Here is a 23,981-nt window from a genome sequence, read left to right as displayed (position 1 = left end):
CGACTTAGGGCTGCTCTCGCGCCGGCCTCGCTTGGCTGAGTGGTGTTTCCGCTTGGCTGGTTGGGGTGATCAAGACGGCTTCGGTGAGGAGGCGGCGGACGAGGGTTAGTTGGTCGGCGGGGGTGAGGGTTGGGAGGTCGCCAACTTTGTGGTCTTGGCCGTCCAGGAGATGGGTCAGGGCTTGGGCTGTGGATTCAGGGAAGGTGATGGCGCGATCGGAGAGTTGGAGGGTGGTGGGGTTGCCGGGGGTCAGGTGGTAGCGGAGGTTGGCTCGGCGGCGGACTGTGGTGCTTGCGGTCAGGGATTTGGTGGCGGCCGCGTGGGCCAGGGGTGGGATGGGCTCGGGTCTGGTGGTGGACCAGGTGCGCCGGCGGAGGGCGGGGGTCAGGTCGGCCGCGGTGGCGGCGGTCAGGTGGTTGATGAGGAGTTGTTTGAGGTGAGGGAGGAGTTGGTCGAGCTGGGCTGGGTCGGTGGGGTCGAAGCCGAGCGGGAGCGCTGTGCGGAGGTCTGGTTCGTTGGCGGCCAGGTTGGTCAGCTCTTGGACCAGGAGGTAGCGGGTCAGGGTGTGTAGGCCGACCGTGAGGTGGGCGCTGACGCCGCCTAGGGCTTTGGCTGAATGCAGGAAGCCGCGCGGGACGTAGAGCGCGTCGCCCGGGCGTAGTACGTCGTCGACCACCGGGGCCTTGTCGCGGGCGGCCGCGGCTACGGCGGTGGAGTGGTCTGTCCAGGGCTGGTTGCGGAGCGGGTTGGGGTGGACCGGTTCGTGGACGGTCCAGTGCTTTTCGCCGGCGACTTGGAGGACGAAGACGTCGTGGACGTCGTAGTGCGCGGAGAAGCCTCGTGACTCCGGCGGGGTGAGGTAGGAGTTGATCTGCACCGGGTGGCCGGCGTCCGCCGATAGTTGGGTGGCGAAATCGACCAGGGGCGGCCAGGTGCGGTGCAGGGCTTGGAGGACGACGGTGTGTCCGTCGGCGAACAGGGCGGCGACTTTGTCGTCGCGGACCTGGTCGGGGATGTCGGCGCCGACTCCGCCCGGTCCGGTGAACTGGCTGTCGCCGACCACCACGCCGTTCTTCGCGATGCGGAGGAACGGGGTTCGGAGGCCGCGGCGGGAGAGGAGTTCGTCTGCGGCGGGCAGGCTGAAGAGGTCGTCGTACGGCGCGGGCAGGTCGGGGGCGTGGGTCAGCAGGGCCCGCGAACCCCAGTAGGAGTTGGCAAATTCATCGACGTTCACAACGCAGCGCCGGAGAGCCGGACGGTCGACCGCCTCGGCTGCAGGCTCCGGCCGGTATCCGGCTCCCAGCACCGTCGTCACCAGCTTCCAGAATTCCCACCACCGGAGGAACCACCCGCTCCGCCATCAGCGCCACCATCAGTCGCCTCGGAGTTCGCACCACCATCCGCCGTACCTTCATCCCCCGAACCGCCCGCGCCGCCGTTGCCAAACCCGCCGGCTCCGCCGTCAGCACCACCGTCGGTCGCCTCGGAGTTTGCGCCGCCGTCCGCCGTGCCCTCGTCTGCCGAGCCGCTCGCGCCGCCGTCGGCGCCGCCATCGGTTGCACCTGACTCGGCGCCGCCGTCGGCCAAACCTTCAGCACCGCCGTTGCCGTCGCCGAAACCGCCGGCTTGGGTGTCGTTGCCGTCGGATGAGCCTCCGTAACCGCCCGCGCCATCGTTGCCGAACCCGCCGGCTCCGCCGTCAGCACCACCGTCGGTTGCCCCGGAGTTCGCACCGCCGTCCGCTGTGCCCTCGTCAGAACCGCTCGCGCTGCCGTCGGCACCACCGTCCGTTGCGCTGGGCTCGGCGCCGCCGTCTGCTGGGCCTTCGGCTTGGCCGCCGGCTTGGGTGTCGTTGCCGTCGGGCGAGCCTCCGTAACCGCCCGCGCCGCCGTCAGCGCCACCGTCGGTTGCTTCGGAGTTCGCGCCGCCGTCGGCCGGGCCTTCTTCACCCTGGGCGGAGGTTTTGATGTCGTCGTCGTTGAAGCTCATGATGCGGTTCCCTTCACAGATGGCCACTCAGAGTGCCGGGACCGTGCATCGGGCACCCTGCGAGCTTCCAGTGCGCAGGGGGAGTGCGAGCTAAACGTCGGGCTGCGTTACAGGTCGACGGCGGTGTCGCGCCAGACCTTCACGAATCCGTCGGTGACGTCTTCGGGGCGGACGGCGATGCGCAGCCAGTCCGGCCCGAGGCCGGGGAAGGTGTCACCGCGGCGGACCGCGTATCCCTTGCCCCGTAAGGCCTCTCGCAGTACGGCGCCGCCCTCGACCTGCACGAGGACGAACGGCCCGCGCGGTACGCCGTACGTACGCACAGCCGTCAGATTGTCGAGAAGGTGCGCTCGCTGGCGCTCGATGTCGACGGCTGCTTGGGCGGCTTCGGTCACTGCCTGTTCATTGCTGCAGGCAATCGCAGCAGCGAGCGCGGGAGTGGACACCGGCCAGTGCGGCTGGACGGCGGCCAACTGCTCGATGACTCCGGGCGCAGCGACCACATAGCCGACGCGGAGACCGGCCAGCCCCCAGGTCTTGGTGAGGCTGCGGACGACGACCAGGCCGGGGATGGCCGCGCCGACGAGGGACTCCGGTTCGCCGGGGACGGCGTCCATGAAGGCCTCGTCGACGACGAGGATGCGGTCCGGGCGGGCGAGCTCGCGGAGGGTGTCGGCCGGATGCAGGACGGACGTCGGGTTGGTCGGGTTGCCGATGACCACCAGATCAGCGTCCGACGGGATCTGCCGCGGATCGAGCCCGAATCCGTCCTCAGGACGCAGAACCACCCGGTCGACCAGATGACCAGCGGAGCGGAGGGCCGCCTCGGGCTCGGTGAACTGCGGGTGCACGACGACAGCGTGCCGAGGGCGGAAGGCGCGGGCGATCAGCACGAACGCCTCAGCCGCGCCCGCCGTCAGCAGGACGCGGTCCGGTGCAACCTGGTGCCGTTGGGCGACCGCTGTGAGCGCGGCGTCCTGGCGTGGGTACGCCGCGAGGTCGGTCAGGCTCGCTGCGATCTGCTCCAGCAGCCAGCTCGGCGGTGTGTTCGCCCGGACGTTCACTGCGAGGTCGACGAGCCCTTCGCCGACTTCCTGGTCGCCGTGGTGCCACAAATCGAACCCGTCCACCACCGCAGGCTATCCGTTCGTCAAGAACGTGGGGTGACGGCGAAGCGGCGGTTGGCCAGCGAAGGGTTCTGGCGACGGACGCCGGTCAGCCGGTCGGTGGAGATGTCGGCGGTGATGTGGCCGTCGGCTTCGGCGAGGGCGGCGACGGCGATGCCCTGCGGGTCGAGGATCTGGCTGCGGCCGGAGTACTTCTTGCCGTTCTGGGCGGCCGCAGCCACATAGCAGGTGTTCTCGATGGCTCGGGCGGTGAGCAGCGTCGTCCAGTGGTGCTCCTTGAGCGGGCCGCGGACCCAGGCAGCAGGCACCAGGAGCACCTCGGCGCCGGCGTCGACCAGCGCCCGGGAGAGCTCCGGAAAGCGCAGGTCGTAACAGGTCATCAGACCGAGCGTGTGCCCAGCGATCTTGACGACGACCGGTACGACGTCGCCCGGCGTCAGCTGGTCGGACTCCTTGTAGCCGAAGGCGTCGTACAGATGGATCTTCCGGTAGGCGCCGAGGAGCGTGCCGTCGGCGCCGACGGCGAGCAAAGTGTTGTACGGGCGCGCCTGGTCACAGCTGCGTTCGAACATGCCGGCCACGATCGCTACGCCGTGCTCGACGGCGCTCTTGCGCAGCGTCGCGACAAACTCGCCGTCCAGCGGCTCGGCCTCGGCCGCTACTGAGCCGCCCTCGGCAGCGAAGTCGAGCATGATCGCCTCCGGCAGGACGATCAGGTCAGGACGGTCTGCTGCCGCTTCGGCGACCAGTCGGGTCACCAGCTCCCGGTTGGCCGCCTTGTCCGCACTACCGGCCGCCTGCACCACCGCGATCCTCATCTCCCCATGGTGCCGCAGAAACCGGCAGACTGCTGGATGTGGAGTTCGATGCGGTGGTGGTCGCGGGCGGTGGCGGACGCCGACTCGGCGGCGTGGACAAGGCCATGGTCGTCCTGGAAGGCGTCACGTTCTTGGACCGGGTCCTCAGGGCGGTCGCCAACGCCCAGCAGACCGTCGTGGTCGGTCCGGTGCGAAGCACGTACCGCGAGGTCGAGTGGACCCAGGAGGACCCGCCCGGCGGCGGACCGGTGGCAGGCCTCGCGGCCGGTCTCCAACACGGCCAAGCCCCGACAGTCGTCGTACTGAGCTGCGACCTCCCCTGGGTGACCGCAGCCGACGTGACCCGGCTGCTCAGCACGATCGACCAGTACGACGGCTGCGGGCTCCGAGACAGTGACGGACGCGAGCAGTGGCTCGCAGCGGCGTACAAACGCACCGCTCTGACCGCAGCGATCCAACGGCTCGGCGACCCGCGCAACCAGTCCGTACGCCGGCTCACCGCCGACCTGGATCTGTTCTGGACCGAGCCGAACCACGCCGGGGACGACGTGGACACCTGGGCCGATCTGGACGACTGAAAACCGCTGGACGCCGCTCGTACCGTCGAAGTGTGGATGTCGACGCGATGCTCGCCAAAGCGCGCCCGAATAGCCGGGTAACCGGCGTCCGTGAGCGGACCGGTGGACAACTGAGCTCGGTGTACGAAGTTGGGTGTGCCGGCGAGGAGCCGGTCATCGTGAAGGTCTACAAGCCGGAGTGGGCCTGGAAGCAGGCCAAAGAGGTGCACGTCTACGGACTGCTCGCAGCGGAGTTCACGACCGAGGTGCCGCAGGTGCTTCACGCGGAGCCGGCCGGCGAGCAGGACGCGTTCACCGTCCTCACAAAGCTCGAAGGCCTGCCCCTGTCCGAAGCCACACCGCCGGACTGGCATGCGGTGTACGTCCAGGTTGGACAACTACTCAAGCGACTGCACCAGATCCCGCAGACCGAGTTCGGCTACCTCGTCGACACGATCCTGGAGCCGATGCCGGATGCCGAGTCGTATCTGCGCAGCCAGTTCACCAAGAAGCTCGCAGAGTTCACCGGCGATCAGAGCCTCAAGCAACGGATCGAGACGTTCGTCGCGACGCAGCCACCCGTCCAGGCCACTCCGGTGCTGTGTCACAACGACTTCCACGAGGGCAACCTGTTGATCGATCCGGCGACCTGGCGGATCACCGGGTTCATCGACGTCGAGAACGCGATCGCGGCCGACCCGCTGCTGGATGTCGCGAAGACGATCGCCTACGCGGTCGAGGGCGATGCGGCGAAACTCCAGGGTCTGACCGACGGGTACGGGGAGTTCCCGGCCGACGTGATCGCGCTGTACCAGGTGTTTCATTGGCTGGAGCTCTGGGTCTGGTTCGCTTCGATAGGCGAAGACGCTCATCTGGACGGGATCGCCGCGCTGATCGCCGGTACCGTGTGAGTCATGCGAGCTGTCATTTGTGAGGGTGCCGGCGGGATCGACGTACTGACGGTCGGGGAGATCCCGGATCCGGAGCCGGCGGTCGACGAGGTCGTGATCGACGTCGTCGCCGCGGGGGTCAACCGGGCGGACCTGTTGCAGCGGCAGGGTTTCTACCCGCCGCCGCCCGGTGCTCCAGGCACGATCGGCCTCGAGGTGTCCGGCCGGATCGCGGCCGTCGGCGCCGAGGTCAAGGGCTGGGCGGTCGGCGACGAGTGCTGTGCGCTGCTCGCCGGTGGCGGGTACGCCGCGAAGGTCGTCGTACCGGCGCCGCAGGTGATGCCCGTGCCGGCCGGGGTGGATCTGGTCAGCGCGGCCGCGCTGCCCGAGGTCGTCGCGACGGTCTGGTCGAACGTGTTCATGGGAGCACACCTCAAACACGGCGAGACGCTGCTCGTGCACGGCGGCGCCTCCGGGATCGGGACGATGGCGATCCAGCTCGCCGTCGCGCATGGCGCGCGCGTGCTGACGACGGTCGGCAGCAAGGACAAGATGGAGTTCTGCAGCCGCCTCGGCGCGGACGTCGCGATCAACTACAAGGACGCCGATTGGGCCTCGGTGGTCCAGGAGGCGACCCACAACGCCGGCGCCGATGTCATCCTCGACATCATCGGCGCGAAGTACCTGTCCGACAACGTGAAATCCCTCGCGTACGACGGCCGGCTGGTCGTGATCGGCATGCAGGGCGGCGCCAAGGGCGAGCTCGATCTCGGCCGCCTGCTCAGCCGGCGGGCGTCGGTCACGGCCACCGGTCTGCGCGCCCGCTCGGTCGCCGACAAGGGCCGGATCATCGCCGAGGTGGTCGGGCACGTCTGGCCGCTGGTCGAGGCCAAGAAGGTGCGCCCGATCGTGCACGCGACACTCCCCCTGGAGGCGGTGGCCGAGGCCCACCGCGCCCTCGAGGAGTCCACGCAGATCGGCAAGATTCTCCTTACTGTGTAGGGAGATTGGCCGCGATCCACTCCGGGTCCGGGGCGACGACCTGGATCACGTCGATCCAGGTGCCCTCCGGGTCGCGGACGAAGAAATGCCGCTGCCCCCATGCCTCGGTGACGACCTCCGTCGCCAACTCGACACCGTCGGCGACCAGCGCGGCGGCTGTTTTGTCGGCGTCCTCGACGATGAAGCCGAAGATGTTCGTGCTTTCCCGCAGCGCTGACACCGCGGCCGGTACCGACTCGTGCCCGCGCTGACTGATCGCCAACTCCCAGCCGGCGTCACCACGCCGCAGACAGATGAACCAGCCGAGGTCGACCGTGATCTCCAGGTCGAAATGCCGCTGATAGAAAGCGGCGACCTCGGAGGGCCGATCCGTGACGACGGTCGCGCCGAAAGCCGGGGGTTCCATGAACGCTCCTATCCACTACAAGTGTTGTACGACATTTGTAGTGGACGACTGCTAAAGTTGTCAACGTGCCCCGGAATCCCGAACGCCGCACCCAACTCGCCGACGCAGGTCTGGCCGTCCTCGCCGAAGCCGGCGCCCGCGGCCTGACCCATCGCGCGGTCGACGCCGCCGCCGGCTTCCCGGCCGGCACGGCGTCCAACTACTTCCGCACCCGCGACGCACTCCTCGGCGCGCTCGGCGAGCGGATCTTCGAACGCCTCGCCCCCGACCCAGCCGTCCTCGAACCGCTCGCCCACCGCAAACCAACCATCGACCTCGTCGTCGACTACGTCCGCTACATCGTCGAGCGCCTCCTCGGCCGCCCCGAGCTCTCACTGGCCCTGCTGGAGCTCCGCCTCGAAGCCGCGCGCCGCCCCGGCCTGCAGGAGATCCTGGCCCGCACCCTGCGCGAAGGATTCGACGCCGATGTCGCCTTCCACGTGGACGCCGGCCTCCCCGGCGGCGCCGAAGAGGTCCGCCTGCTCCATTTCGCCATCGACGGTCTCGTCCTCGACCAACTAACCCCCGGCACCGGCCATCCGTACGACGTCGACGCAGCCACCGAACGTCTCGTCCGCCGACTGGTCCGCGCCGACTGATTGACCTGGAGATACCGGGTATGCATACTCAGTATCTATGTCGATCAAGCACGGACTGCTGGCGTTGCTCCGCGAGGAGCCGAAGTACGGGTACCAGCTGCGCGGAGAGTTCGAGGAGGCGACCGGGGCGATCTGGCCGCTGAACATCGGGCAGGTCTACACGACGCTGACCCGGCTGGAGCGGGACGGGCTGGTGCGCGCCGCGGCCGAGCCGGTGGCGGACGACGGCCGGTCGCGCTACGAGATCACGGACGCCGGTCGGGCCGAGCTAGCCGTCTGGTTCGAGACTCCGGTGACGCGCGAGTCGCGGCCGCGGGACGAGTTGGCGATCAAGCTGGCGCTCGCGCTGGCCGCTCCCGGGGTGGATGTGAGCGCCGTCGTCCAACGGCAGCGCGCGGCGACGATGCAGTCGCTGCAGGAGCTGACCCGGTTGAAGCGCGGCGATCGGGAGGGGGAGATCTCCTGGCTGCTGGTGCTGGAGTCGATGATCTTCGCCGCCGAAGCCGAGATCCGCTGGCTCGACCACTGCGAGGCGATGCTGTTACGGCATCGCGGTCGCCCGGCGAAGCCGCCCGAACAGTACGCCGAACCGGCCGCGGATCCCGCGGAGGCGAACCGGTGAGCGCGATTCTCGACATCCGGGGTCTGACCCGAACACACGGCGCCGGAGAGCAGGCGGTGCACGCGTTACGCGACGTTTCGCTGGCGGTCGCGCCCGGCGAGCTGGTCGCGGTGATGGGGCCGTCCGGCTCCGGCAAGTCGACCCTGCTCACCTGCGCCGGCGGGCTGGACCAGCCGACCAGCGGCGAAATACTTGTCGACGGCAACGATATTGCCACGCTCGGCCGCTCGGCGGTGGCCGCGCTGCGCCGGCGCCGGATCGGCTACGTCTTCCAGGACTTCAACCTGATCCCCGCCCTGACCGCCGCCGAGAACGTCGCGCTCCCACTCGAGCTGGACGGGACCCGGACCCGGGCCGCTCGCAAGTACGCCGAAGCCGCACTCCAGGAGGTGGGGATCGATGAACTCGCCGACCGGTTTCCCGAGGACATGTCGGGTGGTCAGCGGCAACGCGTCGCGATCGCCCGGGCCATCGTCGGCGAACGCCGGCTCCTGCTCGCCGACGAGCCCACCGGCGCCCTCGACTCCGAAACCGGCGAGGCCGTCCTCCGGCTACTCCGCGACCGCTGCGACCAGCACGGGATCGCCGGCGTCCTCGTCACCCACGACGCCCGGCACGCCGCCTGGGCCGATCGCGTCCTCTACCTTCGCGATGGCGTGCTGGTAGGCCAGGCCGGCCCGCTCCCCGCGGCCGACTCCCTGCTCCAGGAGAGCCGCTGATGGGCAGCTGGGGCCCACCCCTGCGGATCGCCCGGCGCACCACCCGCAAATCCATCGGCCGCACCCTGCTCGTCGCCGCACTGATCGGCCTCCCCGTCTTCGCCGCCACCTGGCTCGGCGTCACCGCACGGTCGGTGAGCCCGACCGGCGAAACCCTGGCCCGCACCCTGATCGGCCAGGCCGACGCGCGGGTCGACGTCACGTCGTACTCCAAGCTGGACACGAGTTTCGGCTCGCCGACACTGGACTACATTCCGGGCGCGGCACTGGACGCGAAAGAAGTCAGGGATCCGGCGACGTTCGACCCCAAGCCGTTGTTACCCGCGGGCACCGGCATCGCCCGGCCGTTCGCGGACGACGGCCGCGTGGAGCTCAAGAGCCCGACCACGGTCATCACCGTCGGCGTCCAGACCGGCGACGGCCAGAGCCCGTTACTGGCCGGCACGATCCAGCTGGACGAAGGACGGTTCGCGACCGCGGCCAACGAGGTCGCGATCTCGCCGGTCCTCGCGGACCACCTCGGTATCGGCATCGGCGGCACGCTCAGCACCGCGAAAGGCACGCAGTACCAGGTGGTCGGGCTGGCCCGGACCTTGCGCGATCCGGCGCAGCGGCGGATCTTCGCCGCGCCCGGCACCACCCTGGTCCCACCGGGCGGCCGGCTGGAGGCCAGGTACCTGCTCGATCTACCGGCAGCCGTCGATCCGCAGTCGCTGATCACGCCGCTGGCCGAGACCGGTCTCTATCTGTTGCCAAGAGCAAACATCGTGGATCCGCCGCCGACCGAGTTCGGCCGCAGCTACGAGCGGGCCGGGCCGTACGCCGCGATGGGCGTCGCGATCGGCTTCGGCGTCCTGGAGATCGTGCTGCTGGCCGGTACGGCGTTCGCAGTCGGCGCACGCCGGCAGACGCGGGAACTCGGCCTGGTCCTGGTCGCCGGCGGCACTGCGCGCGACGTCCGCCGCGTCGTGCTGCTCCAGGGGCTGTTCGCGGGGGTGGTCGGCGTCACGGCCGGTCTCGGCACGGCAGCTCTCGCACTGGCGATCGCGCGGCCGTTCTGGGACCGCGTGCTCGGGATGGTCTTCCAGAGCTGGCAGATCCCGTGGGCAGGAATGGTCACGATCGTGCTGGTGGGCTTGCTGTCCGGGCTGGCGGCGGCTGTCATTCCGGCCGTCAACGCCGGCCGGCAGACGCCGATGGCCGCATTGTCCGGCCGGTTCGCCAAGACAGCCCAGCAGAACCGGATCCGACTCGCGGCGGTGCTGCTCGTGCTCTGCGGCGTCGCCCTGGTGGCGGCCGGATCAGCGATGCTCGTCTCGGAGCTCGCCGATGCCCGGCGAGCGGCCGCGGGTGGAGCGAGCTACGTCTCCGGTGTCACGCCGACCGTTCCGATCGCACTGGTCCTGCTCGGCATCACGCTGGCCATCTCCGGGGTGATCTGGATGCTGCCTGGGCTGGTCGGCGTCCTGGCTGCGTCGGCCCGCCGACTGCCGCTGAGCGGACGTCTCGCCGTCCGGGATGCCGCGCGGCATCGGCACCGGACGGCTCCGGCCGCGGCGGCGATCATGATGTCGGTGGCGGCGACAGCCGCGGCTGCCTTCGCCGGAGCCAACTACACCGCAGCCGAGGCTGCCGGCTACATCCCGTCCGGGCTACCAGGGAACGCGACCCTGCAGTTCGACTTCGGAGCGACGGGCCCAGTTCCCTACTCGGCCGACCTCGAACGGCGGATCGCCGGACATCTGCCGGTGACCCACACCTACCGCTTCGGCCAGGTCACGGCACCTGACAGCCCCCCCGGACGGCCCGCCTACCTGACGGTTCAAGGGACCGTCGAAGGCGTCACGGGCGGGTACGCCGGGCTGCTGGTCGCCGAGCCGGCCTATGTGGAGCGGCTGGGCGGCGAGGCACCGCAGATCGCGGCACGGCTGCGGGCCGGCGAAATCGTGTTGCCGCAGGCCGATATCAGCACCACCGGGTCGGTCCGGGTCGGTGGTGATCCCGACGATCCGAAGCAGGGTGTTTCGCACCAGGCGTCGTACGTCGGCGCATTGCCGCCGCACGAGAGCCTCAGCGGGCAAGCGTTGATCAGCCCGGACGCCGCCGCGAAGCTCGGCCGGGTAGAGACGTACCGGGTCGAGTACCAGTTGTCGGAGTTGCCGACCGAGAACCAACTCGCCGCAGTCGATCAACTACTGGGCCACGAACGGTCGATCCGGCTCGAGCAGGGCTTCCAGAGCACGGCGAACACCCGCCTGCTCTGGGTGCTGGTGGCCGCGACCGTCGTGACGTTGATCGGCGTCACGATCTCGGTCTCGTTGTCGGCGGCGGAGGGGCGGGCTGATCTGGCGACGTTGGCCGCGGTGGGGGCCTCGCCGCATCGGCGGCGCAATCTGGCGGCGGCGCAGGCTTGGGTGTTGGGGCAGTTGGGGTGTGTGCTCGGGGTGGGGGTCGGGGCGCTGTACGGGTACACGGCGCACGCGGCGTTCGGGTCGCCGAGTTTTGCGGTGCCGTGGCTGGAGCTGGGCGCCATCGTGCTGGCCGTGCCGCTGTTCGCGGCCTTGTTGGCTTGGGTTCTGACGCGGTCGCGGCTGCCGATGGTGGCGCGGATCGACTAGCTCGCGATGTGGGCGACCTCGGGGTAGGCGACGGGGTACGGCGGTGTGCTTGTGACTCTCCAGTGGCCACAAGCACACCGCTGGTAGACGACCAGGCCCTCGCTGACCTGGTGGGCGGAGACCGCGGTCCAGCGGTGCCGGTGGAGTTCGCTCTGGGCTGTCATGGCGCCATCGTGCTGTAATGGCATTATGCATCTCAACCCTTACGGTGCGGACGCCGTCCTGCTCGCGGTCAACCTGGTCACTCGACCGGCCACGACGCCGGACGAGCTCGCCGAGCGGTGCGAGGAGAGCGGCGTCGAGAGCAGGCTGGTGCGCGAGCGACGGGTGACGGCGGCGGATCTGGCGGCGGTCCGGGTTGCGCTCGACGAGTGGCTGGCCGTGGTCGACGCCGATGACGAGCAAACTCGGGTCGATCTGACCAACGCGATGCTGGCGAAGTACACCGAACATCCTCGGCTGACCAACCACGCCGGCGACGGCTGGCACATGCACTACCGGCCGGACAACGTGCCGGTCGGCCGCCTGGTCGCCACGCTGATCAGCACCGGCACCGCGCTGCACCTGGCCGGTCGCGGCATCACCCGGCTCGGCCGCTGCGCTACCGACGGCTGCGACAACGTGTACGCCGACCTGTCCCGAACCGGCCGTCAGCGCTACTGCAGCCCCGCCTGCGCGAACCGGGACGCAGTCCGCCGGCATCGGGCCCGTACGCCCTAGCCGTCGCGACAGAGGGTCCTAGGATGGGCCAATGAGCGAGAGCAACGAGGGCCAGGGTCAGGGGATCCCGATGACCGGGGCGCGGACCGAGGACGGCAAGGTGCTGATCGTCGGGCCGGACGGGATGGCCGTCGAGGGCCCGCCGCGCTCGGACGACGACCACGACGACGAGCCGCGCTCGGTCACCGAGCTGGTCGAGCAGCCGGCCAAGGTGATGCGGGTGGCGAACATGATCCGCCAGCTACTCGAAGAGGTGAAGTCGGCGCCGCTCGACGAGGCCTCCCGGCAGCGGCTGCGCGCGATCCACGAGGCGTCGATCAAGGAGCTGGAGAGCGGGCTCGCGCCGGAGCTGGTCGAGGAGCTGGAGCGCCTCAGCCTCGACTTCACCGACGACAGCACGCCGACGGACGCCGAGCTGCGGATCGCGCAGGCCCAGCTGGTCGGTTGGCTCGAAGGCCTGTTCCACGGCATCCAGACGGCCCTGTTCGCCCAGCAGATGGCCGCACGCCAGCAGCTGGAGCAGATGCGCCGCGCGCTCCCCGGCGGCCAGCAGCTGCCCATGGAGGGCCAGCTCCCGGACGGGCCCCAGGCCGGTAACACCGACGGTCCGGGCAGCGGGGGCATGTACCTCTAGGGCGTGTCTCCTGATTCCGCGCCGTGCCGAGTACAGCGCAGTAGGCGGGGGATCAGGAGACACGCCCTAAAGCTCGAACAACTCCTCGAGGACGGCGGCGACGCCGTCCTCGTCGTTCGTCGGGCAGATCGCATCCGCGGCCGCGAGGACGTCGGGGTGCGCGTTACCGACGGCGTACCCGGTGCCGGCCCAGGCGAGCATCGGGAGATCGTTGAGGGAATCACCGAAAGCGATCGTGTCCGCGGCCGGGATGTCGAGCTCGGCGCAGAAGTCGGCCAGCATGGCCGCCTTGGAGACTCCGGCCGCGGCGATCTCCACCAGGCTCGTGCCGCCGCTGTGGCTGGCGCTGACGCGTTCGCCGACCACAGCGGTCACTCGGGTCAACAACTCGTCGGAATGCCAGCTGGGGTGCCGTACGAGGAGTTTGGCGGCCGGTTCTGCCAGCAGGACCTCCAGCTCGGCGATCAACGTGTTCTCGGGCCGGGGCCAGTGGTTCTGGTAGTGCGGCTCCTGTCCGTAACGGTTCGATCGCTCGATCGCGAACTCCACCTCGGGAATCGCCGCCCGGATCGCCTGCGCCACTTCGAGCAGGACGGCCGGGTCGATCAGCCTGGTCCGGATCACGGTCTGCCGACCGACGTCGTACAAAATGGAGCCGTTGGCAACTATTGCGATTCCGTGATCGCCGACCAGGTCGGACAGGTCGTGCAGCCAGCGAGGTGGCCGTGCGGTGACCATCACGAAAACACTTCCCTGGTGTTGCGCAGCGGTCACGGCGGCGCGCGTCCGGTCCGCGACCGAGCCGTCACTGCGGACCAGGGTTCCATCCAGGTCGGTGGCGATCAGGCGCGGCGGGCGGCGGTGTCCAGTCACCCGCCTACCGTAGCTGTGACGTTCGTCTTCAGAGGATTCTGATCAATCTGATTGAGTTTTTGACAACGTCACCAGACCGTTACGGCAACATGCTGCAAAGGCAGCAAGTTCCCCTGCGCAGGTTGGGCAACGCGTGATTTCATGCGGTGGTCTGGTGGGGAACCAGCTGCGATTCGATCGCGTCGTAGGCCTGTTCTGGATCAGCACGACTGAGACAGCCCATCAGCGAACCCAGCAGACGAGAACGTCCGCAAATTGATGCGGATTTGGCTGCAACCAAATCCTCAGCAGCGACGTCAACAGTTATGGATCGGTCTGTCCCGTCATCGGGACGACAGGGTGGGTCGGCAACAGTTCGTCGGTCCATCAGCTAGTGGATCCGTGTGCGCGAGCGTCGTTCATCGCTCGTTCACGTGAGTCCGGATACTTGGGGAGCCTTGATGACCGTCAACAGCGCCAATCTCACGGAACGCTCTCGAGCGGCTGTCGACACATCTTCCAGCACGGATGGGGCCATGACCGGATGTATCGCCCGGTCGGATATTTTCCAGCACCGCCTGATGGAAGAGCCGCCGCCCGCCTCGGCCACACGCCGGACGCGGGAGCGTTACGAACAGCTCGTGCGGGACGCAAAGGCCTTGTGTGCTTCGTGTCCGCTGTTCACCGACTGCCTGTACAGCGCCGTCGCCGAGCACGATGTGAGCGGTTTCGTCGCCGGAACCACTGCTGCACAACGCCGTTCGATGCGGAACCTGCTCGACGTCGAGGTCCAGGCCGACGACTTCGACCAGCTCGCCGGCGCGCGGGGCACGCGCCGTCCAGTCAGTCACGAAGAGGTGCTGCGCCTGCGCGGTCAGTACCCGAACGACAGCCTGGAATCCCTTGCCATGCGGCTCGGATGCTCCTTGTCGACTGTCAAGAGACACCTGCGGCGGGCTCGTCGCGGGCAGAGCCCGGCAGCCAAGACGCCGCGGCCGCGGCCCGAGGTGAGCGCGGTTCTGGATGCCTTCGAGACCGTCGTCGATGTTCAGCCCTGTCAGCCCCGCCGGGGCGGCAGCCGCGTCGCCTGATCGACCTTCGGCCCGCCAGCGGACTGTCGACCACTCAGCGCAAAGGCCCGGAATCCCTGCGTAGGCAGGGGTTCCGGGCCTTTTGGTTGCTAGTGGCAAGTTTTGTCGCTGTCAATCCTTTTCGTCCTGATCGAAAGGTCTACTCAGAACTAGACCACTGTTGAAGAATGGCCTGGCGATCAGAACCAGCGGTTGAGGACAGCGGCGACGCCGTCGTCCGAGACCGATTTCGTCACCTCGTCGGCGGCCGACTTCACCTCGTCGGGCGCCGCGCCCATCGCGACCCCGTGGCCGGCGTACCGCAACATCTCGATGTCGTTGCGACCGTCCCCGATCGCGAGCAGACCGGACGCGTCCAGGCCGTACTGGGCCAGCGCGACCTTCAACCCGGTCGACTTGTCCACGCCCTCGGGCGCGATGTCGAGCCACGCCGTCCAGCCGACGAAGTAGCCGACCCCGTGCAGACCGAGGCGCTCGGCCAGGACGACGAAGTCCGCTTCGGACTGCTCCGGGTCCCGAATGATCAACCTGGTCACGGGTTCCGGCGCAAGCTCCGCGTCGGACACCACCCGGATCGTTGCGTGCCGCCCCAGATCGCCGTCCGGAAAGGGCGCGGTGACCAGGTACGTCCCGTCGTGCTCCTCGACCGCCATTCGCGCGTTCGGCGCGTGCTCGCGGACGGAGGCGATCACCGTGCGCGGGTCGAAGGTGCGCTCGTCCAGGACGTCGCCGTCCGGGTACTGGAGCGTGCGGGCACCGTTGCTCACGACAACCAAACCGCCGGCCGGCAGGCCGAACCGCTCGGCCACCGGTTTGGTGGTGGACCAGGCTCGGCCGGTGGCCAGGATCACCGGCACCTGGGCCGCGGCCCGGCGGACGGCGTCCACGACCGCAGGCGACAGGCCTTCGTCGTGATCGATCAGCGTGCCGTCGATGTCGAGGGCAACCGCTGTCGGGCGGAAGGGGGTCGCCTGCGGTCGTTCGCTCATCTGTTGACCGGCTCGAGGACCTCGCGGCCGCCGACGTACGGCTGCAGGGCCGTCGGCACCCGGACCGAACCGTCGGCCAGTTGGTGCGTCTCCAGGATCGCGACGATCCAGCGCGTGGTCGCCAGCGTCCCGTTCAGCGTCGCGACCGGCTGCGTCTTGCCATCGGCGTCCCGGTGCCGGATGTTCAGCCGGCGGGCCTGGAAGTCGATGCAGTTCGACGTCGAGGTGAGCTCGCGGTACGCGCCCTGGGTCGGCACCCAGGCCTCGCAGTCGAACTTCCGGTACGCCGAGACGCCCAGATCGCCCGTCGCGGTGTCGATCACCCGGTAGCTCAGCTCCATCTTGTCGAGCATCTGCTTCTCCCAGTCCAGCAGCCGCAGATGCTCCGCGGCGGCGTCCTCGAGCGTGCAGTACGAGAACATCTCGACCTTGTCGAACTGGTGGACGCGGATGATCCCGCGGGTGTCCTTACCGTGCGAGCCGGCCTCCTTGCGGTAGCAGGACGACCAGCCGGCGTACCGCAGCGGGCCGGCGGACAGGTCGAGGATCTCGTCCATGTGATAGCCGGCCAGGGCGACCTCCGACGTACCGGTCAGGTAGAGCTCCGGGTCGTCGAGGCGGTAGACGTCGTCGTGCGCGCTCAGGTAGCCCGTGCCGCCCATCACCTCGGGTTTGACCAGGGTCGGCGTGATCATCGGGGTGAAGCCGTTCTCCACCGCCTGCTGGACGGCCAGCTGCAGCATGCCGAGCTGCAGCAGCATGCCGACGCCCTTGAGGAAGTAGAACCGCGAGCCCGAGATCTTCGCGCCGCGCTCCATGTCGATCGCACCGAGCAGCTCGCCCAGCTCGAGGTGGTCGCGGGGCTCGAACCCCTCGGCCGCGAAGTCGCGCGGTTTGCCGACGGTCTCGACCAGGGTGAAGTCGGCCTCGCCGCCGACCGGGGCCTCGTCGGAGACCAGGTTCGGCAGGGCGCCCGCGAGCTCGTCGTACCGGCGGCCGGCGTCGTTGGCCGCGGCCTCGGTGGCCTTCACCTCGGCGGCCAGGGTCTTGGTCCGCTCCAGCAGCGCGGCGCGCTCGTCGCCGTTGGCCTGGGCGACCTGCTTGCCGAGCGACTTCTGCTCGGCCCGGAGCGCCTCGAAGGCGGAGATGGACGATCGACGCTCGCTGTCGGCGACCAGAATCTGGTCGACCAGGTCGGTACTCTCGCCGCGCTTGGTCAGGGCGGCACGTACGACGTCAGGGGTCTCACGGAGCAGTTTCGCGTCAATCACACCCTGAGGGTATCGGGGCGTGTCTGAAGGGGCGAAGTCAATTGGGGATGATGTGGTGGGTGCACGTGTCTACCGAGGGGGATCCGAGCGGGCGATGAACCACCATCCACCCAGTGCGATCGGCCGTGTGATCACGGTCGTCCTGGGTGCGCTGCCGTTCACCGTGATCACGCTGCTGGTCTTCGACGGGTGGCCGCCATTGCAGCAGTGGGACGCCTCGGTGGCCGCCCGGGCGGCGGCGTACGGGGCCACACATCCGCAGGTCGTCGACTTCTGGGAGGTTGTCGGCGCGGTCGTGCTGCCGTGGGCGAACCGGGCGGTGATTCTGATCGTCGCCGCGTACCTGTGGCATCGGCGGGCGCGGTTGCTGACGGTCTGGCTGCTGGTCACGGCGGGGGCCGAGCTCGGGCTGGTCCAGGCGGTCAAGTTCATCTTCACCCGGGCGCGGCCGGAGGAGATGCTCGTCGCGACCGACGGGTGGTCGTTCGTGTCGGGGCACGCGACGGCGGCCTTCGTGATGGCGGGTGCGCTCGGCGTCGTCCTGCCATCGGTGCGGGGCTGGCGGCGGCGGTTCCGGCTGCTGGTGCTGCTGCCGGTGATCGTGGTGGTCTGGATCGCCTCGGCGGATCGGATCGCGCTGAACGTGCATTACGTGTCGGATGTGCTCGGCGGGTGGGCGCTGGGGCTGGCGATCCTGACCGCGACGTCCATCGGGTTCGGGCTGCGGCCGGGGTTGCGGCGGCGGCGTCGGCGGACGCCGTCCTCACCGGAGGAGATCGCCCGACCGCCGCGGGCCGCGGTGATCGTGAACCCGATCAAGGTCGGGGACGGGGTGGCGTTCCGGCGGAAGGTGACGCGGGCGCTGGAGCTGCGCGGGTACGACGACCCGCTCTGGCTGGAGACCCGGGAGGACGACTCGGGGAACGCGATGGCCAAGCGGGCGATCGAGTACGAGTCGGATCTGGTGCTGGTCGCGGGCGGGGACGGGACGGTCCGGGTGGTCTGCGCGGCGCTCGCGCACACCGGCATCCCGGTCGGGGTCATTCCGGCCGGCACGGGGAATCTGCTCGCTCGTAACCTGCACATCCCGCTCGATCTGGACGACGCGCTGGAGCGGATCCTGGAGGGGCGCGATCGGCGGATCGATCTGGTGTCGGTGCGCGGCGACGAGCTCGACACCGACCGGTTCGCCGTCATGGCCGGGCTCGGGCTGGACGCCGCGATCATCTCCGGCGCGCCCCCGGTCCTGAAGGCGCAGATCGGCTGGCCCGCCTACCTCGTTTCGACCGCCCGCAACATCAACCACCCCTCGGTCCGCGTCCGCATCACCTTCGACGACGACCTGACGATCGAACGCCGCGTCCGCACCGTCGTCATCGGCAACGTCGGCATGCTGCAGGCCAACATCCCCCTCCTCCCCGACGCCCGGCCCGACGACGGCCTCCTCGATGTCGTCGTCATCGCCCCCCGCCGCGTCACCCAATGGCCCATCGTCGTCTGGCGCCTCGTCACCCGCACCAACCGCGCCGACATGTACCTGGAACGCTTCACCGCCCGCAAAGTAGCCATCACCGCCGCCGACGCCGTCCAACGCCAACTCGACGGCGACCCCATCGGCCCCGGCCGCTCCCTGACCGCCGAAGTAGAACCCGCCGCCCTCGTAACCCGAGTCCCCAACCGCCGCTGAACCCCCGGTAACTACAGGAGGGGGTCGGTCGGGGTGGCTTCTTTGCGGAGGGTTTCCAGGGCTTCTTCTTCTTCGGGGGAGAGTTTGGACTCGCTGGTGAAGGTGCGGACTTCTTTGGCGTAGGTGCGGGCGTCGGCGCGGGAGTTGATGGAGGTGAGGACGACGCCGTCGCCGTGGTCGTCGAGGAGGGCGAGGGACCAGGAGAGTTTGCCGCCGGTGTCGCCGAAGGCGTCGTAGCGGACGATGGCGAGATGCTGGATGGTGTCGCGGAGGGCGCCGCGGGTGGTGTCGATGTCCTTGGTGAGGCGCCGGAGCTCGGATTTGACCGTGCCGGGTTTGGGTTCGGGCTGCGGGTCGGGCTCGGGGGCCGGGGTGGGGGCGGCGGGGGCGGCCGACGGGGCGGTTCGGTCGCGGTGCGCCTGGATGGCGAACACGAGGGCGAGCACCGCCACGAAGAGGGCGGCGATCCCGAACACACCGGCTAACGTCGAAGACACGCACGGCAGCCTAAAGCATCGGGTATTTGTTGAGTACTCAGGTGGTTGCGGAGCGTGTGTGCGGACGGGTGGAATCGGCGTCCGCGGCGGGTCCGACGTAGATTCACGACGTGACCCATTTGCCTGACCAAGGTCCCCAGCCGGGTATCCACGATCTCGGCTACGCGCGGCTCGACACCGATCGGCTGGAGCGTACCGGCGACGCCGAGGTGGTGTACGGCGCCGGCAAGACGCCGGAGCAGGTCGTCGAACTGCTCCGCACGCTGCACGCCACGCACCCCGGCAACGCCGTCCTCGCAACCCGGCTGACCGTCGAGGCGCAGGAGGCGGTCGCGGCCGCGCTATCCGCCGCCGTGGTCGACCCGGTCGGCCGGACGGCGGTCCTCGGTACGCCGCCCGCCCTGCGCGGAACGGTCGCCGTCGTCGCGGCCGGTACGTCGGACGCCCCGGTCGCGGCCGAAGCGGCGACGACGGCCCGGGTGTTCGGGGCGAACGTCGAGGTGATCACCGACGTCGGGGTGGCCGGGTTGCACCGGATCCTCGGCGTCCGCGAGCGGCTCGACGCGGCGGACTGCCTGATCGTGGTGGCCGGGATGGAGGGCGCGCTGCCGAGTGTGGTCGGCGGGCTGGTCGGCGTACCGCTGATCGCCGTCCCCACTTCGGTCGGGTACGGCGCCTCCTTCGGCGGGGTCGCGGCGCTGCTCGGCATGCTCAACTCCTGCGCGCCGGGGGTCACCGTCGTCAACATCGACAACGGCTTCGGCGCCGGAGTCTTCGCCGCCCGCGTGGCGCGGCGCGCCGCACCCCGCGAGACCAAGGACGACGTATGAAAGTCGCCTGGATCGACTGTTCCGCCGGCGCCTCGGGCGACATGCTGCTGGGCGCTCTCCTCGACGCCGGAGCCGATCTCGCGTCCGTGAACGCGGCCGTCGCCGCCGTCGACCCGTCGTTGTCGGTCAGCGTCGCGAGAACCGCACGCCACGAGATCGCCGCGCTGAAGGCGACCGTCGAGGTGGACGGCGAACCACATCCGGAAGGTGTGGTTGATGCCGGACATGGGCACGGGCACAGTTCGGCGGGGCACGGACATGGGCACGGGCAGGATCAGGTTGGGCATGGGCACTCGCATGGGCCTACTCGGGCTTGGAGTGAGGTTCGGGGGTTGTTGGAGGCGGCTGAGCTGACTGAGGGGGTTCGGGGGCGGGCGCTGGAGACGTTCGGGCGGTTGGCTCGGGCTGAGGGGGCGGCGCATGGGGTCGACCCTGAAGGGGTGCATTTTCATGAGGTGGGGGCGCTGGATGCGATTGCCGACATCGTGGGGGTGGCGGCTGCGGCGGTGAGTCTCGAGGTCGACCGGGTGGTGGTTTCGCCGGTGGCGCTCGGGAGCGGGAAGCAGGTCCGAGGGCAGCATGGGGGCATTCCGATTCCGGGGCCCGCGGTGTTGCATCTGGTGGCTGAGGCGGGGGCGCCGGTGCTGGGTGGGACGGCGCCGTACGAGATGACCACGCCGACGGGCGCCGCGTTGCTGGCGACGCTGGCGGACGAGTTCGGGGCGATGCCGGGGATGCGGGTGCAGCGGACCGGCGTCGGCGCGGGTGGCCGGGATCCGGTCGAGGTGCCGAACGTCGTCCGCGTGGTCGTCGGGGAGAGCTCCGAGCAGAGCGGCGGCGAGCTCGTCTACGAGACGAATATCGACGACCTGGATCCGCGGTTGTGGCCGCCGGTCCTGAAGCGGCTGCTCGACGCGGGCGCGGCCGACGCCTGGCTGACGCCGATCCTGATGAAGAAGGGCCGCCCGGCGCACACCCTGTCCGTGCTGGTCAGCGGCAAGAGCGCGGACGCCGTCCGGCGGGTCATCCTCGCCGAGACGACCGCGATCGGCCTGCGGGAGTACGTCGTCCGCAAACACGCCGCCGACCGTGAGTTCACGACGATCGAGGTCGACGGCCAGCAGATCAGCGTGAAGATCGCCCGGTACGCCGGTGCGGTCGTCAATGTGCAACCGGAGTACGAGGACGTCGTCGCGGCCGCCACCGAGCTGAAGCGCCCGGTGAAGGCCGTCATGGCCAAGGCCGTCGCCGCGGCCGAAGCGCTCTGGGGTTAGCGGCCCGAGTACGGCGGCGCGAAGAAGACCAGTAGCGCGAGGTCCTCGGTGATGTCGACGAAGCGGTGCTCCTCTTCGGCGGCGACGAAGAGGACATCGCCCGGCTCGATCAGCTCCGCGCCGCCGGGCGTGACGATGGTGGCCCGCCCGGCCGTCACCACGTAGATCTCCTCCTCGTGGTGCGGCGCCTGGTCGTCCACTCCGCCGGCGGGGATCGAGTACGTACCGACCGACATCGACCCGGTCCGCAGGTGCTCGACGAAGTCGTTCGGGACGCCGGGCCGGTACGCACCGGCCCCCGCAAGCTTCTTCACACGGCCGCCTTCTCCGGAACAGCCTTCTGCTTACGCCGCGGCCAGTCGTACGGCCACCACTGCGCGCCGCCCCGCCGCGCCCACACGATGACGCCGATCAACACGGCCAGCTCGATCGCCGGGCAGATCGTGTCCCGCAGCCGGGCGCTGAAGAACTCCAGCGAGTCCGACAGACTGGCCGCCACCTGCCGCGCGTTCGGATCTCGGCCTGGCACGTACGCGATCGCCAGCATCGTTGTTCGCACGACCATCAACCCGTCGACCTTGGACGCCGCCATCGCGGCCAGCGCAGCCCACGCGATCACGTCGTACCAAGGCAGCGAGTACATCGCCGTCAGCAACCAGGCGACCGCGTAGATCGCGGTGTATCGGACGGCGGCCGGCACCGGATCATCCGGATGCGTCTGCGGGATCAGCGACTTCGGCATCACCTGCGTCAGCAGGATCGCGACCACGATCAGCCCGACCCAGGCGAGGATCGCGAGGATCGTGCGCACCAGCCCGTTCGGCAGGAACAGGTTGAAGAAGCTGAGCAGCACCTTGTGCGGCGTACCTGTCGAGATGAACGACGTCTGCGATCGCGCCTGCTGGAAGGCCTGCAACCCGAAGACGCCGTACAACCCGCCCATCGCGAGCGCGCCGCCGCCGCAGAGGTAGAGCATCTTGCGCCAGTCGGCACGCAGCGACCAGAGCATCGCGATCCCGACCAGCCCGATCGAGAGTTTGGTCGCGCCGGCCGCGCCGATCAGCAGACCGGCGAGGAAGACGTGTTTTCGCAACGCGACCAACGCGATCACCGCGAACATGACCGCGATCGAGTCGTTGTGCGCGCCGGCCAGCACCGACCAGAGCAGCAGCGGGTTCGCCATGCCGAGCAGCAGCACGCGCCGCCGGGCCGGCAGATTCGGGCCGACGAGCTTGAGCAGCAGCAGCGTCGTCACGACCAAACTGATCGCGACCGACAGCTGCAGCATCCACACCGTCAGCTGCATCGAGTCGCCGCCGACGACCGACGACAGCCACTGGATCCAGGTCGCGATCGGCCCGTAGACACTGCGCGCGCCCTGCCAGGGCCGCTCGGTCGCGGCGATCACCGGGTCGTACCCGAGCCGGATCGTGTCGGCCGGCGCCGTCGTGTACGGGTTGCCGCCGAGCGTCATGATCCGCCCGTACGCCGCGTAGATCAGCACGTCACCCGACGCCATCGGCGGCACCACCGTGACGGCCGCCGTCGTACCGATGCCCAGGGCAACCAATCGGCTGATCCGCGGCGCCCAGCCGTGTTTCAACGCCTTCAGCGCCATCCAGACGCCGATCCCGCCGAGCAGGATCGCGATGTAGATCAGCACCGAGACGAGCCAGTCGTTCGGCTTCGTGTCGAACCAGTACGACGGCAGCCAGGCATGCCGGTTCGTCAGCGTCAGCACGACCACGGACGGGCCGAGCAGACCGACGGCCACGATCAACGTCGTACACGCGAGATAGAGCGCGACGGCACGTTTGCCGTACCGCTCCGCCAGGCGCGGGTCGGCGGTCACCTCCGCGCTCATGGCGTGGTCTTCCGCGGGAACAGGCTGCGCAGCGACGGACCGCCGGTCGACGGCAGGGCGCTGCGGGCAGCGAGCGCGCGGCGTACGTGCAGGTACTGCTTGCCGCGGTGCAGCTGGCCGCGCAGATCCGTGCCGGTGGCGCGATGGCGGACGTCGATCGGTACCTCGAGGATCCGGAAGCCCTTGCGGCCGAGGTCGATACTCAGCGCGGTCTCGACACCGAACCCGGCCGCCAGCGGTACGGCGGCGTCGAACGCGGCACGCGTCAGGCAGCGCTGCCCCGACAACGGCTGCTCCGGCGCCCAGCCTGTCGCCTCCACGATCCCGGCCCGCGCGAGGCTGACGACGAACCCGTGGCCGCCCGCCTTCGAGCCGTCGGCCCGGACCTGCACCGGCAGCGTCCCGATCGTCATATCAGCGCGACCGGACTGGACCGGCTCGATCAGCGGCGTCGCGGCAGTCGCGGAGTCGGTGAGGTCGGCGTCCAGGAAGAGGAGGTGCCGCGGGCGGGCGCCGTCGCGCTCGGCGACCGCCGTCGCACCCGTCTCCATCGCGGCAGCCTTGCCGCGGTTCGTGTGATGCCGGACGACGACTGCCCCCGCGCGCTCGGCTGCAGCGGCCGTCCCGTCAGTGGATCCGTCGTCGACGACGACCACCAGATCGACGCCGATGATCTTGTGCACCGCGTCGACCGTCGCCGCAATCCGCGCCGCCTCGTCCTTCGCCGGGATCACACAGGCGACAGCACGCTCGAACGGCTCGGAAGAAGAATCAGCACCGGACACAGCACCGCAGCCTAGTTCCTCCCCGGCGTACCGACCGCGTCAGTGGGCACTCGGGGGTGACATCTCGTACTTTCGAAGGAAGCGACTTCCTTTGCACTCCA

At 69.5% G+C, this 23,981-nt stretch carries 26 protein-coding genes; 13 read left to right on the top strand and 13 right to left on the bottom strand.

What is annotated here, in order from left to right; translation table 11 throughout:
- Window positions 1–4: 4 nt before the first annotated feature.
- The 4 genes from HPO96_RS17390 to HPO96_RS17375 all read right to left on the bottom strand — a co-directional run bounded on the left by HPO96_RS17390 (window position 5) and on the right by HPO96_RS17375 (window position 3,934).
- Window positions 5–1,315, bottom strand: coding sequence for a cupin domain-containing protein (locus HPO96_RS17390; RefSeq protein ID WP_337796680.1), 1,311 nt, complete (start codon window positions 1,313–1,315; stop codon window positions 5–7).
- Entirely contained in the window at window positions 1,312–1,989 is a 678-nt protein-coding gene (locus HPO96_RS17385; RefSeq protein ID WP_171674480.1) for a BatC protein, read from the bottom strand. Before HPO96_RS17385 ends, HPO96_RS17390 begins: the two co-directional genes overlap by 4 nt.
- A gap of 107 nt (window positions 1,990–2,096) precedes the next feature.
- Window positions 2,097–3,119 carry an Rv2231c family histidinol phosphate aminotransferase CobC gene (gene cobC, locus HPO96_RS17380; RefSeq protein WP_171674479.1) on the bottom strand — a complete coding sequence of 341 codons (1,023 nt, stop codon included), beginning with the start codon at window positions 3,117–3,119 and terminating at the stop codon, window positions 2,097–2,099.
- Between the two features lie 20 nt (window positions 3,120–3,139).
- Complete coding sequence (locus HPO96_RS17375) at window positions 3,140–3,934, bottom strand: carbon-nitrogen hydrolase family protein (protein WP_171674478.1); 795 nt, start codon at window positions 3,932–3,934, stop codon at window positions 3,140–3,142.
- A gap of 38 nt (window positions 3,935–3,972) precedes the next feature.
- Between HPO96_RS17375 and mobA the strand changes: the two genes are divergently transcribed.
- The 3 genes from mobA to HPO96_RS17360 are packed head-to-tail and all read left to right on the top strand — an operon-like array spanning window position 3,973 to window position 6,383.
- A complete protein-coding gene (mobA, locus tag HPO96_RS17370; protein ID WP_337796679.1) occupies window positions 3,973–4,512 on the top strand; it encodes a molybdenum cofactor guanylyltransferase in 540 nt (179 codons plus the stop codon).
- Between the two features lie 32 nt (window positions 4,513–4,544).
- Window positions 4,545–5,402, top strand: coding sequence for a phosphotransferase family protein (locus tag HPO96_RS17365; protein ID WP_337796678.1), 858 nt, complete (start codon window positions 4,545–4,547; stop codon window positions 5,400–5,402).
- Window positions 5,403–5,405: 3 nt separating this feature from the next.
- Complete coding sequence (locus tag HPO96_RS17360; protein WP_171674477.1) at window positions 5,406–6,383, top strand: NAD(P)H-quinone oxidoreductase; 978 nt, start codon at window positions 5,406–5,408, stop codon at window positions 6,381–6,383.
- On the opposite strand, the gene HPO96_RS17355 is transcribed toward HPO96_RS17360, so the two are convergent.
- On the bottom strand, window positions 6,373–6,789 hold the full coding sequence (locus HPO96_RS17355; RefSeq protein WP_171674476.1) for a VOC family protein: 417 nt from the start codon (window positions 6,787–6,789) through the stop codon (window positions 6,373–6,375). The two genes, HPO96_RS17360 and HPO96_RS17355, sit on opposite strands and share 11 nt — an antisense overlap.
- 65 nt (window positions 6,790–6,854) lie before the next feature.
- Between HPO96_RS17355 and HPO96_RS17350 the strand changes: the two genes are divergently transcribed.
- From HPO96_RS17350 to HPO96_RS17335, 4 genes are read left to right on the top strand one after another with little or no spacing between them, the layout of a single operon-like run.
- Window positions 6,855–7,427, top strand: coding sequence for a TetR family transcriptional regulator (locus tag HPO96_RS17350; protein WP_171674475.1), 573 nt, complete (start codon window positions 6,855–6,857; stop codon window positions 7,425–7,427).
- Between the two features lie 37 nt (window positions 7,428–7,464).
- Window positions 7,465–8,049, top strand: coding sequence for a PadR family transcriptional regulator (locus HPO96_RS17345; protein ID WP_171674474.1), 585 nt, complete (start codon window positions 7,465–7,467; stop codon window positions 8,047–8,049).
- A complete protein-coding gene (locus HPO96_RS17340; RefSeq protein WP_184999597.1) occupies window positions 8,046–8,768 on the top strand; it encodes an ATP-binding cassette domain-containing protein in 723 nt (240 codons plus the stop codon). Before HPO96_RS17345 ends, HPO96_RS17340 begins: the two co-directional genes overlap by 4 nt.
- Window positions 8,768–11,386: an ABC transporter permease gene (locus HPO96_RS17335; RefSeq protein WP_171674473.1), complete on the top strand. Its 2,619-nt coding sequence runs from the start codon at window positions 8,768–8,770 to the stop codon at window positions 11,384–11,386. Before HPO96_RS17340 ends, HPO96_RS17335 begins: the two co-directional genes overlap by 1 nt.
- Here HPO96_RS17335 and HPO96_RS17330 read toward each other — a convergent pair.
- Window positions 11,383–11,550, bottom strand: coding sequence for a hypothetical protein (locus HPO96_RS17330; RefSeq protein WP_171674472.1), 168 nt, complete (start codon window positions 11,548–11,550; stop codon window positions 11,383–11,385). The genes HPO96_RS17335 and HPO96_RS17330 overlap by 4 nt on opposite strands.
- 25 nt (window positions 11,551–11,575) lie before the next feature.
- Here HPO96_RS17330 and HPO96_RS17325 point away from each other — a divergent pair, with 25 nt between their 5' ends.
- Both HPO96_RS17325 and HPO96_RS17320 read left to right on the top strand, forming a co-directional pair.
- Window positions 11,576–12,106 (top strand): CGNR zinc finger domain-containing protein, encoded by a 531-nt coding sequence (locus tag HPO96_RS17325; protein WP_171674471.1) that lies wholly within the window; start codon window positions 11,576–11,578, stop codon window positions 12,104–12,106.
- Window positions 12,107–12,137: 31 nt separating this feature from the next.
- Window positions 12,138–12,740, top strand: coding sequence for a proteasome activator (locus tag HPO96_RS17320; RefSeq protein ID WP_171674470.1), 603 nt, complete (start codon window positions 12,138–12,140; stop codon window positions 12,738–12,740).
- Between the two features lie 66 nt (window positions 12,741–12,806).
- Here the strand turns inward: HPO96_RS17320 and HPO96_RS17315 are convergent, their stop codons facing one another.
- Window positions 12,807–13,613 carry an HAD-IIB family hydrolase gene (locus tag HPO96_RS17315; RefSeq protein WP_171674469.1) on the bottom strand — a complete coding sequence of 269 codons (807 nt, stop codon included), beginning with the start codon at window positions 13,611–13,613 and terminating at the stop codon, window positions 12,807–12,809.
- A 440-nt stretch (window positions 13,614–14,053) separates the two neighbouring features.
- Between HPO96_RS17315 and HPO96_RS17310 the strand changes: the two genes are divergently transcribed.
- Window positions 14,054–14,683, top strand: coding sequence for a WhiB family transcriptional regulator (locus HPO96_RS17310; protein WP_171674468.1), 630 nt, complete (start codon window positions 14,054–14,056; stop codon window positions 14,681–14,683).
- A 179-nt stretch (window positions 14,684–14,862) separates the two neighbouring features.
- Here HPO96_RS17310 and HPO96_RS17305 read toward each other — a convergent pair whose 3' ends face one another.
- Both HPO96_RS17305 and serS read right to left on the bottom strand, forming a co-directional pair.
- The gene (locus tag HPO96_RS17305) at window positions 14,863–15,672 is read right to left on the bottom strand and encodes an HAD family hydrolase (protein ID WP_171674467.1); all 810 of its coding nucleotides are present in this window, start codon (window positions 15,670–15,672) and stop codon (window positions 14,863–14,865) included.
- Window positions 15,669–16,943 carry a serine--tRNA ligase gene (gene serS, locus HPO96_RS17300; protein ID WP_171674466.1) on the bottom strand — a complete coding sequence of 425 codons (1,275 nt, stop codon included), beginning with the start codon at window positions 16,941–16,943 and terminating at the stop codon, window positions 15,669–15,671. The genes HPO96_RS17305 and serS overlap by 4 nt, the downstream gene beginning before the upstream one ends.
- Window positions 16,944–17,070: 127 nt before the next feature.
- On the opposite strand from serS, the gene HPO96_RS17295 reads away from it, so the two are divergent.
- Window positions 17,071–18,630 carry a bifunctional phosphatase PAP2/diacylglycerol kinase family protein gene (locus HPO96_RS17295; RefSeq protein WP_337796677.1) on the top strand — a complete coding sequence of 520 codons (1,560 nt, stop codon included), beginning with the start codon at window positions 17,071–17,073 and terminating at the stop codon, window positions 18,628–18,630.
- Between the two features lie 11 nt (window positions 18,631–18,641).
- Here HPO96_RS17295 and HPO96_RS17290 read toward each other — a convergent pair whose 3' ends face one another.
- Window positions 18,642–19,127, bottom strand: coding sequence for a DUF4446 family protein (locus HPO96_RS17290; protein ID WP_337796676.1), 486 nt, complete (start codon window positions 19,125–19,127; stop codon window positions 18,642–18,644).
- A 110-nt stretch (window positions 19,128–19,237) separates the two neighbouring features.
- Here HPO96_RS17290 and larB point away from each other — a divergent pair, with 110 nt between their 5' ends.
- The gene (gene larB / locus HPO96_RS17285) at window positions 19,238–19,957 is read left to right on the top strand and encodes a nickel pincer cofactor biosynthesis protein LarB (protein ID WP_171674464.1); all 720 of its coding nucleotides are present in this window, start codon (window positions 19,238–19,240) and stop codon (window positions 19,955–19,957) included.
- On the top strand, window positions 19,954–21,231 hold the full coding sequence (larC, locus tag HPO96_RS17280) for a nickel pincer cofactor biosynthesis protein LarC (RefSeq protein WP_171674463.1): 1,278 nt from the start codon (window positions 19,954–19,956) through the stop codon (window positions 21,229–21,231). The genes larB and larC overlap by 4 nt, the downstream gene beginning before the upstream one ends.
- On the opposite strand, the gene HPO96_RS17275 is transcribed toward larC, so the two are convergent.
- The 3 genes from HPO96_RS17275 to HPO96_RS17265 are packed head-to-tail and all read right to left on the bottom strand — an operon-like array spanning window position 21,228 to window position 23,880.
- Window positions 21,228–21,545: a cupin domain-containing protein gene (locus HPO96_RS17275; RefSeq protein WP_337796675.1), complete on the bottom strand. Its 318-nt coding sequence runs from the start codon at window positions 21,543–21,545 to the stop codon at window positions 21,228–21,230. The two genes, larC and HPO96_RS17275, sit on opposite strands and share 4 nt — an antisense overlap.
- Window positions 21,542–23,095, bottom strand: coding sequence for an MptA/MptB family glycosyltransferase (locus HPO96_RS17270; RefSeq protein WP_171674462.1), 1,554 nt, complete (start codon window positions 23,093–23,095; stop codon window positions 21,542–21,544). The genes HPO96_RS17275 and HPO96_RS17270 overlap by 4 nt, the downstream gene beginning before the upstream one ends.
- On the bottom strand, window positions 23,092–23,880 hold the full coding sequence (locus HPO96_RS17265; RefSeq protein WP_171674461.1) for a glycosyltransferase: 789 nt from the start codon (window positions 23,878–23,880) through the stop codon (window positions 23,092–23,094). Before HPO96_RS17265 ends, HPO96_RS17270 begins: the two co-directional genes overlap by 4 nt.
- Between the last annotated feature and the right edge of the window lie 101 nt (window positions 23,881–23,981).

Origin of the sequence: Kribbella sandramycini (genome assembly GCF_013131805.1) — a bacterium.
GTDB classification, from domain to species: Bacteria; Actinomycetota; Actinomycetes; order Propionibacteriales; family Kribbellaceae; genus Kribbella; species Kribbella sandramycini.
The sequence above is the reverse complement of the archived record's forward strand: the minus strand, read 5'-3'. Positions and strand labels throughout refer to the sequence as shown.